A 6,782-nucleotide genomic window follows, 5' to 3' on the forward strand; every position below is an offset into this window, starting at 1 on the left:
GTTCACCGTCCAATATGTTTGACAAACCTACAGTTTTAAAGTCGGCCTTGTACGGTTGGCCGCGGCATTGACTGAATGCCGCGGCCGCTGCGGTTAGTCGTTTGTCGGTAACGGCTCATCCGGTTCGGAAAGGGCCATCTTGACCTCAGCGCAGTTGTGCTCACAGCAATAGACCGCCGCTTTCCAAGGGTCTTTGTAGCGTGCCGCCACCTGCTCCATACCGAGGAAGCCGTAAACGATGACTTCCCATGTGATGAGCTGTCCATTGATCGCCCGTTGGACTCCCATACAGTTCCCTCCGTTTCAATCTGTATTATACTGGGTTGCTTCCACAGCTACACAATACCACATACCGGGCGGGAAAGCGATTCCTGTTCCCGAACAGGCAGGACTATCCCCAAACAGCCCTTTCCACCCGCAGTCTGGAGCACGGCCTCGGAGTGGCCGGGCCAGACAGCCCTCACCGAGTTTGGCCCTCTGTTTTTTGAGGCTGCTTGGCAGGCGCCCTGGCCCGTTTCTGATCGGGATAGTAGGCTGTGAGGCAGGATTGGCGTTCTATTATCGGGTAGGCATGATGCCCGCCTCTGTAAATGGGGTCTGGAAAACCGCACCATGACGGTTCAGGTGCTCCTGTGAGAGCTGGGATTTTCCCTTGTGGTTCAGGATGATCATCTGTTCATAGGGCTCTCCACCGCGGAGCATCGTCACCATATTCCCCACACACAGGGGCTGGCTGTGAATATCCTTCACATCGGACAGGTCGCCCAAAAAGCCCGCTACATAGCGGCTGCATTTGCCGTCATCAGAAAAAAGGTATTCAATACCGCGGTTTCCAGACGGTTCCGCCATCCACCGCATTCCAGGGAAGAAGCAGGCCCCTGTGTGTCAGGATATAGTTGGCCCGGATCGCATAGAGCTTCCCGCCCAGCCAATTCACAATATCAGGGAATGCGTAGGGATTTCCGGCAAATACCGCCCGCATTTTGCGCGTACACAGCCACTCAACAAAGTCCCATACGTTTACTGCTTGATGCATGGCATACCCATAGATGTTCACTTGCCGCTGCTGGTCATCCGATCCCTCGATGAATACGACGAGGTCATGGTCAAACCGGATCATTTGGATCAATTTCTGTTCTTCCATTTTTACACTCCTTCTCCAGTTGTGGCGCCTACAGTATATCCGGACGCCGTCGAGAAGGCCATACCCATTCCCCACACAGTGGCTGGAATAGACGAACAGCCCTTCCGGGCGGGAGCTGCTATACCGCCCAGCCCTGGCCCAGCGGGCATACCCACCGCTGATCTCCTCCCCATCCCGCATGAGTGGGATGGGCTTCCCGGTCAGAATATGCCGGCCCGCCTCCAGCTTTTTCTCAAACATCTCTGTTTGCGTTGTTTACTTTTGTGCCTATATGAGTTATTATATGAGCACGAAAGGAGGGCGTTCTATGCCTGCATTCGATGTTCTGGATGCTCTGGTTCGCGGCGGAAACGGTGTGCTGCGGACTGCGGATGCCGTTGCTGCAGGGATCGCCAGGCCTGTGCTTGGAAATTATGTGCGGGAACGAGGCTTGGAGCGTGTAGGCCACGGGCTCTATCTTGCCCCGGATGCCTGGAAGGATGGGATGTACCTGCTCCACCTGCGCTGTCCGCAGGCCGTGTTTTCCCATGATACCGCTCTTTTCCTCCACGACCTGACCGACCGGGAGCCGCTTGCCTATACGGTGACTGTAAAAAGCGGATACAATCCGCACCGCTTAAAGGGTGACGGCGTGAAGGTGTACCGCATCAAGGCGGAGCTGCACGGCCTGGGCCTGTCGCAAACAAACACACCATTTGGAAATCCGGTGGCGGTTTATGACCTGGAGCGCACCGTCTGCGATGTGGTACGCAGCCGGAGCGGCATGGATGTCCAGGTCCTCCGGGATACACTGAGGCGGTACGCCGGCCGGAGAGACAGGGATCTACGCCGCCTGATGCACTATGCCGGAGCGTTCCATGTAGAGAATATCCTGAGACAGTATTTGGAGGTCCTGTTATGATTAAAACATCCAGACAGTTAAAAGACCTGATCAACAATCTCGCCCGAAAAAATGCGGCAGACGCACAGCTTCTCATGCGGAATTACATGATGGAGCGCTTTCTGGAGCGCGTCTCGCTCTCACAGTTCAGGGAGAATTTTATCTTGAAGGGCGGGATGCTGGTCGCGGCCATGGTTGGGCTGGATACACGCTCCACCATGGACATTGACGCGACGGTCCGGGGTGCCGCAGTGGATGTCGATCACGTCAGCGATATGATCTCCGAGATCATATCCGTCCCGGTCAAGGATGGCGTTTTCTTTTCCTTAAAAAGTGTCTCTGAGATTATGGACGAGGCGGAGTACCCCGGTGTGCGGGTGTCCATGGAGACGATGTTCGATGGGGTGCGTACCCCATTTAAGATTGACATTTCCACCGGCGATGCAATCACGCCAAGAGAGGTTCGCTACCGTTTTCATTTGATGTTCGAGGAGCGGGCCATCGAGATATTGGCCTACAGCCTGGAGACTGTTTTGGCCGAGAAGCTGGAGACGGTTATTTCCCGCGCCACAACCAACACCCGTATGCGGGATTTTTATGATCTCCACATTTTATGTCAGCTCTATGGCGGCACCCTGACGGCGCGGGTTCTAGCAGACGCGCTCTGCGCAACGGCCAGGAGGCGTGGGACGCTCCGACTGCTGTCTGAGGCGGAGGATGTTCTGCGGGAGCTTGCGGACGATCCCCACATGAGGAAACTCTGGGATACTTACCGTGCGAGGTACAGCTACGCCTCTGAGCTGACATGGGATATTGTCCTCTCCTCCGTTCGGCAGCTTTGCATCACTGCCGGGCTTGTGGTGGAGCCGCCGAAGGTATCCCTGACGCCTCCGCACAGAAAGGAAAGAGAGCGTTGACGGCCATGTTCACGCCGCCTGGCGCAGCTCCTGCTCAATCCGCTCCCTGGCCCGTCTGGCATACTCGCCGGTGACCTCGATGCCGGTGGCGGTGTAGCCCTCCAGCACGGCGGCCAGGATTGTGGTGCCGCTGCCGGCGAAGGGGTCCAGGATATGGCCGCCCGGCTCGGTGATCTTCACCACGTCCCGCATGAGCGGGAGGGGCTTTTCGGTCAGGTGAATGCGGTTCTGGGGATTGCCGTACTTGAACACGCCGGGCAGGCAGGGCACGGGCCGGCTGATGGGCATATCCCCGTTGGAGCCCCAGACGATGTACTCCGCCTGCTGGCGGAAGCGGCCCTTCTGGGGGCGGCTGTTGCCCTTGTCCCACACAGCGGTGCCCCGCCAGATCCAGCCCGCCCACTGGAGGGCGTCGGTGGCCGCTGGGAGCTGCCGCCAGTCGATGAACATACACACCGGCGCGCCGGGTTTGCAGATCTTTCTGGCATCGCCAAGCCACTCCGCCGCCCAGCGGGTCCAGGACCGCTGGTCCTTGGCGTCCCCGTCGAAGGGCGGGGGCGCGTGATCCCCCATGCTGGAATACTTCTTGGCCGTGGACTTGTTCTTCTCTGCCTGGGTACGGCCTCCAGAGGCGTAAGGCGGGTCGGTGATGACCGCATCGAAGGTGCCGGGGGCAAAGCCGCCCAGCAGCTTCAGCGCGTCGCCGTGGAGAATCTCCCACTTATCGTTCATGGGTATCCCTGCCTTTCTTTTGAACAGATTTTTGAGGTTTTGGCGCGGTGGAGAGCTCCGTCTCCACATACTCGCTGATGATACACAATGCTTCATTATAGCTGCCGGAGCTGGTAGCCCGCTGAAACATCTCGTCGGCCTGCTTGATCTGTCCGGCCTGTTTCAGCAGCCGGGAGGCCCGGCCCAGGATGCCGAAGATATTTCCGTCCTGTCCCACCAGCGCCATTTTGGGCTTTGCGGGCCGCTGCTTCTGGATAAAACCGCCCAGCCGGTTGGGCACATAGTCGCTGAGCCAGGTCCCGCCGAACTGTTCATATGTCTGGAGCCGCCATATGGCCAGCCTTCCCATATCCAGAGAAACACCCGCAAAGGGAAACAGCAGGTTGGTCAGGCCATCGTACTGGAAGCTCCTCACAGCCTTGGCTTTCCATGCGCTGCCGGCCTGTAGGATACCAGCCTGGGCAAACAGCTCATTGATACCATACACCCACTCCTGGAGATCCCCGCCGCAGCCCTGGAGGATGAGGCCCTCCTGATCGTTCATCTGACGCAGTTCGTCGATGGTGACTGTCTTGATTTCTGCCATTTTACCTCCTATCTGGTCTGGCCGCGCCTGGGACGGTCCTTTGTCTTTTTAAGCCCTGGCTGGTCGGCCTTGACCGGGATGTTAAGTTCCTCCGCCCTGCGGATCTCCGCCAGCATCCCCGGTGTACGCACAGTACCGTACACATTGACCTGCTGGCAGTGCTCCACCAGCCGCAGGCCCATCTCCCGCGCCGCCTGGTCCTGGGCGGGGTCATCCGGGTCTGCGAAGGGCGGGAACATGAGGTGGGGACAGATCGGGATATCCCCGGCCTGGAACACCTCCTGCGCTTTCTCCTTTGCGAAGGCGATGTTCTTTTCCAGTTCGCCTCGGAGCGGTGCGCAGATGTAGACCAGCCTGGGGCCATGGTTCTTCGTCAGGACTTGAATACGGAAGGTCTCCACATAGTCGCTGGCTATTTGCCTGAGCTGCTGGTAGTCCTCCTGGGAGGGATGGTAGGCATACCAATCGATTCGGTCGCCATCCACCCAAATATGTGGAGCAACACCATCCCGCAGGTAGGGGTTGTTAGGGATCTTCTTTTTCCCCCAGATATCTTTGAACCGAAGGATCAGCCTGTCTACCACGCCGTGATTGTTGTCCAACAGCGTCAGACGGAGCGCCGCATAGTGGTCCGCATGGCCCAGTGTAACAAATTCAGCCCTCACCTGACGGTTTCTGTCTAAGCTGCCCAGGCAGGCCCGGCCCACGAAAACCGGATCGCGGATGATAGTCCCGTCTGCAAACAGCTTGCGGAGCTCCTGCTCGAAAAAATTACTCATCTGCTCTGCCCCCGTTCCTTGTGTCCTTTTTGCTGCGGCTCCGGCTCCTGGGGCGCCAACTCGTCCCTGGATGGGTCACGGATGACGGAACGCCCCTTTCCATCCATCACCAGAGTGTCCAGGGAATCGTTGCAGATCTCCTCGCCGCTGATGATCAACGCGGTATCGGTTAAATGCACATCGCCGCATACCCTGCCATACACAGCACTGGTACCGGACAGAATGGGTGCACGGCCTGTGTCCGGCGAGTCCAGCACCATCCCGCAGTCGGATACTCTGGCGTGGCCGCAGAGATTACTCCCCCGGATATAGGCGTCGTCCTCCGCGCGGGCATGGGCGCTCAGGGCAGAGTTCTGGGAAACATAGGCGTTTCCGCAGGCGACGGACTCTCCAAACAGGGACGAGCCCTTGTCCACATAGGCATCGTTACACGCAATGGCGTCGTCGAAGATCCAGGCGTCATCTCCCGTTTCGAAGGACAGGTTACGCTCGCTCTCTACAAAGCCGCCCAGCTCCCCGGCCTTTACCTTCTTCCCGATATTCCGCAGGGCGCGGATGCGGTGGAGAAAGGGATATTTCTCATGGGCGATATCGGTCAGTTCGTATTTCTGATTGATTGCTGCTTCATCTCCTTTTTACAGACAGGCGAGGGGCCGCCCCTTGGGACAGCCCCTCCCGTATGCTTCTGTCTCAGATTTTAGATGGCCCGCACTCCGCGATCCAGCTGTCCAGGCCCAAGCTCTCCGCCATAAGCAGGGCCAGGTTGTGCATTGCCGCGTCCTCCAGCTTGATTGCCGTCTCAAACAGGCCCCAGAGCAGCTCGACGATCATTCTGCCGTCGTAGGGTTCCAGCAGTTCGCTGTCGGGCAGGGCGTCCTCGCCGCTCCCGCCGCGAAGGAGCTGCCGCTCCTTTTCGAGCAGGTCCAGGCTGGCCTGGAGGCTCTCCTGGGGCAAGCCCCAGGCTTTGGCGATCAGCTTCACGCCTGCCTCTATGGGGGCCTCGTCCCCGATCTTATCCGGCCCGCCCAGGGCCAGGGCATTGATTGCCTCCTCGGTGACCTGCTGAAGCAGTTTTTCCGGCGAGGGATGGGTTTCGATTTTTTTCATCAGAGCGTCCTCCTTACTGATTTTGGGGTGGGTTTCCGACCACAACAATACCCGTTTGGGCGGCGAAAAGCTATCACCATACGTAACGAAAAACCCGGCACAAACCCAGCAATACCAACAACTCCTGGGTGTTTAGGTGGCCTTCTGCCAGAAGCTGTTTTCCCGACCTCCCGTTGCAAAAATGATAGGGCAGCAAACGCTGCCCTATGCCTTATCCGGAGCTATTGAAGATATTTTCACAGCCCACCTTTCTGTAATTTTTCTAAATCTGAGATCAATATTTTTCTGATAGTTCTTCCGCACTTGCGGCCTGGGGAGAGCTGTAAAGGTGTTATGAGTGTGTTAAGATGGGCTTTTAGGAGTGATTAGCTAGATAATGGGAATTATCAACAATCAGTCGAAAGCATCCTGGAATGATTTTCTCCTCTGCCGAAAATCGTACGGCGTTTGTATTAGTTTCCGTAAACTTTCATCCGAATGTGTTATGCATATCGCACAGCGCCACGTCCTTACAGTACTACTTCCCGACCAGAAATCGTGCAATAGACTGGAAGTTGCTTATTGCTGGCAAGGAAAATCTGGATTATCTTTGTGTAAACAACTTCTGATAAGGTACAATAATTTTCGCAAATTGAAA

10 protein-coding genes are annotated in these 6,782 nt (G+C 57.1%); 2 read left to right on the forward strand and 8 right to left on the reverse strand.

Features of this window, described 5'->3' with window-relative positions:
* Nucleotides 1-93: 93 nt before the first annotated feature.
* The 3 genes from HMPREF0372_RS14860 to HMPREF0372_RS20855 form a co-directional block, all read right to left on the reverse strand.
* Entirely contained in the window at nucleotides 94-288 is a 195-nt protein-coding gene (locus tag HMPREF0372_RS14860) for a hypothetical protein (RefSeq protein WP_007494203.1), read from the reverse strand.
* Between the two features lie 270 nt (nucleotides 289-558).
* On the reverse strand, nucleotides 559-849 hold the full coding sequence (locus tag HMPREF0372_RS14865) for a hypothetical protein (RefSeq protein ID WP_007494207.1): 291 nt from the start codon (nucleotides 847-849) through the stop codon (nucleotides 559-561).
* Entirely contained in the window at nucleotides 818-1,144 is a 327-nt protein-coding gene (locus HMPREF0372_RS20855) for a hypothetical protein (RefSeq protein WP_225123416.1), read from the reverse strand. Before HMPREF0372_RS20855 ends, HMPREF0372_RS14865 begins: the two co-directional genes overlap by 32 nt.
* Before the next feature lie 307 nt (nucleotides 1,145-1,451).
* On the opposite strand from HMPREF0372_RS20855, the gene HMPREF0372_RS14875 reads away from it, so the two are divergent.
* The gene (locus HMPREF0372_RS14875; protein ID WP_007494211.1) at nucleotides 1,452-2,045 is read left to right on the forward strand and encodes a type IV toxin-antitoxin system AbiEi family antitoxin domain-containing protein; all 594 of its coding nucleotides are present in this window, start codon (nucleotides 1,452-1,454) and stop codon (nucleotides 2,043-2,045) included.
* Nucleotides 2,042-2,941, forward strand: coding sequence for a nucleotidyl transferase AbiEii/AbiGii toxin family protein (locus HMPREF0372_RS14880; RefSeq protein ID WP_007494213.1), 900 nt, complete (start codon nucleotides 2,042-2,044; stop codon nucleotides 2,939-2,941). Before HMPREF0372_RS14875 ends, HMPREF0372_RS14880 begins: the two co-directional genes overlap by 4 nt.
* A 9-nt stretch (nucleotides 2,942-2,950) precedes the next feature.
* On the opposite strand, the gene HMPREF0372_RS14885 is transcribed toward HMPREF0372_RS14880, so the two are convergent.
* The 5 genes from HMPREF0372_RS14885 to HMPREF0372_RS14905 all read right to left on the reverse strand — a co-directional run bounded on the left by HMPREF0372_RS14885 (nucleotide 2,951) and on the right by HMPREF0372_RS14905 (nucleotide 6,145).
* Nucleotides 2,951-3,673: a DNA-methyltransferase gene (locus HMPREF0372_RS14885; RefSeq protein ID WP_007494215.1), complete on the reverse strand. Its 723-nt coding sequence runs from the start codon at nucleotides 3,671-3,673 to the stop codon at nucleotides 2,951-2,953.
* Nucleotides 3,663-4,259, reverse strand: coding sequence for a hypothetical protein (locus tag HMPREF0372_RS14890; protein ID WP_007494217.1), 597 nt, complete (start codon nucleotides 4,257-4,259; stop codon nucleotides 3,663-3,665). The genes HMPREF0372_RS14885 and HMPREF0372_RS14890 overlap by 11 nt, the downstream gene beginning before the upstream one ends.
* Before the next feature lie 8 nt (nucleotides 4,260-4,267).
* Nucleotides 4,268-5,038: a DUF7768 domain-containing protein gene (locus tag HMPREF0372_RS14895; protein ID WP_007494218.1), complete on the reverse strand. Its 771-nt coding sequence runs from the start codon at nucleotides 5,036-5,038 to the stop codon at nucleotides 4,268-4,270.
* On the reverse strand, nucleotides 5,035-5,454 hold the full coding sequence (locus HMPREF0372_RS14900; protein WP_226916822.1) for a hypothetical protein: 420 nt from the start codon (nucleotides 5,452-5,454) through the stop codon (nucleotides 5,035-5,037). Before HMPREF0372_RS14900 ends, HMPREF0372_RS14895 begins: the two co-directional genes overlap by 4 nt.
* Before the next feature lie 274 nt (nucleotides 5,455-5,728).
* On the reverse strand, nucleotides 5,729-6,145 hold the full coding sequence (locus HMPREF0372_RS14905; RefSeq protein WP_039997726.1) for a hypothetical protein: 417 nt from the start codon (nucleotides 6,143-6,145) through the stop codon (nucleotides 5,729-5,731).
* Nucleotides 6,146-6,782 lie beyond the last annotated feature (637 nt).

The sequence above is a fragment of the Flavonifractor plautii ATCC 29863 genome, assembly GCF_000239295.1.
GTDB lineage: Bacteria > Bacillota > Clostridia > Oscillospirales > Oscillospiraceae > Flavonifractor > Flavonifractor plautii.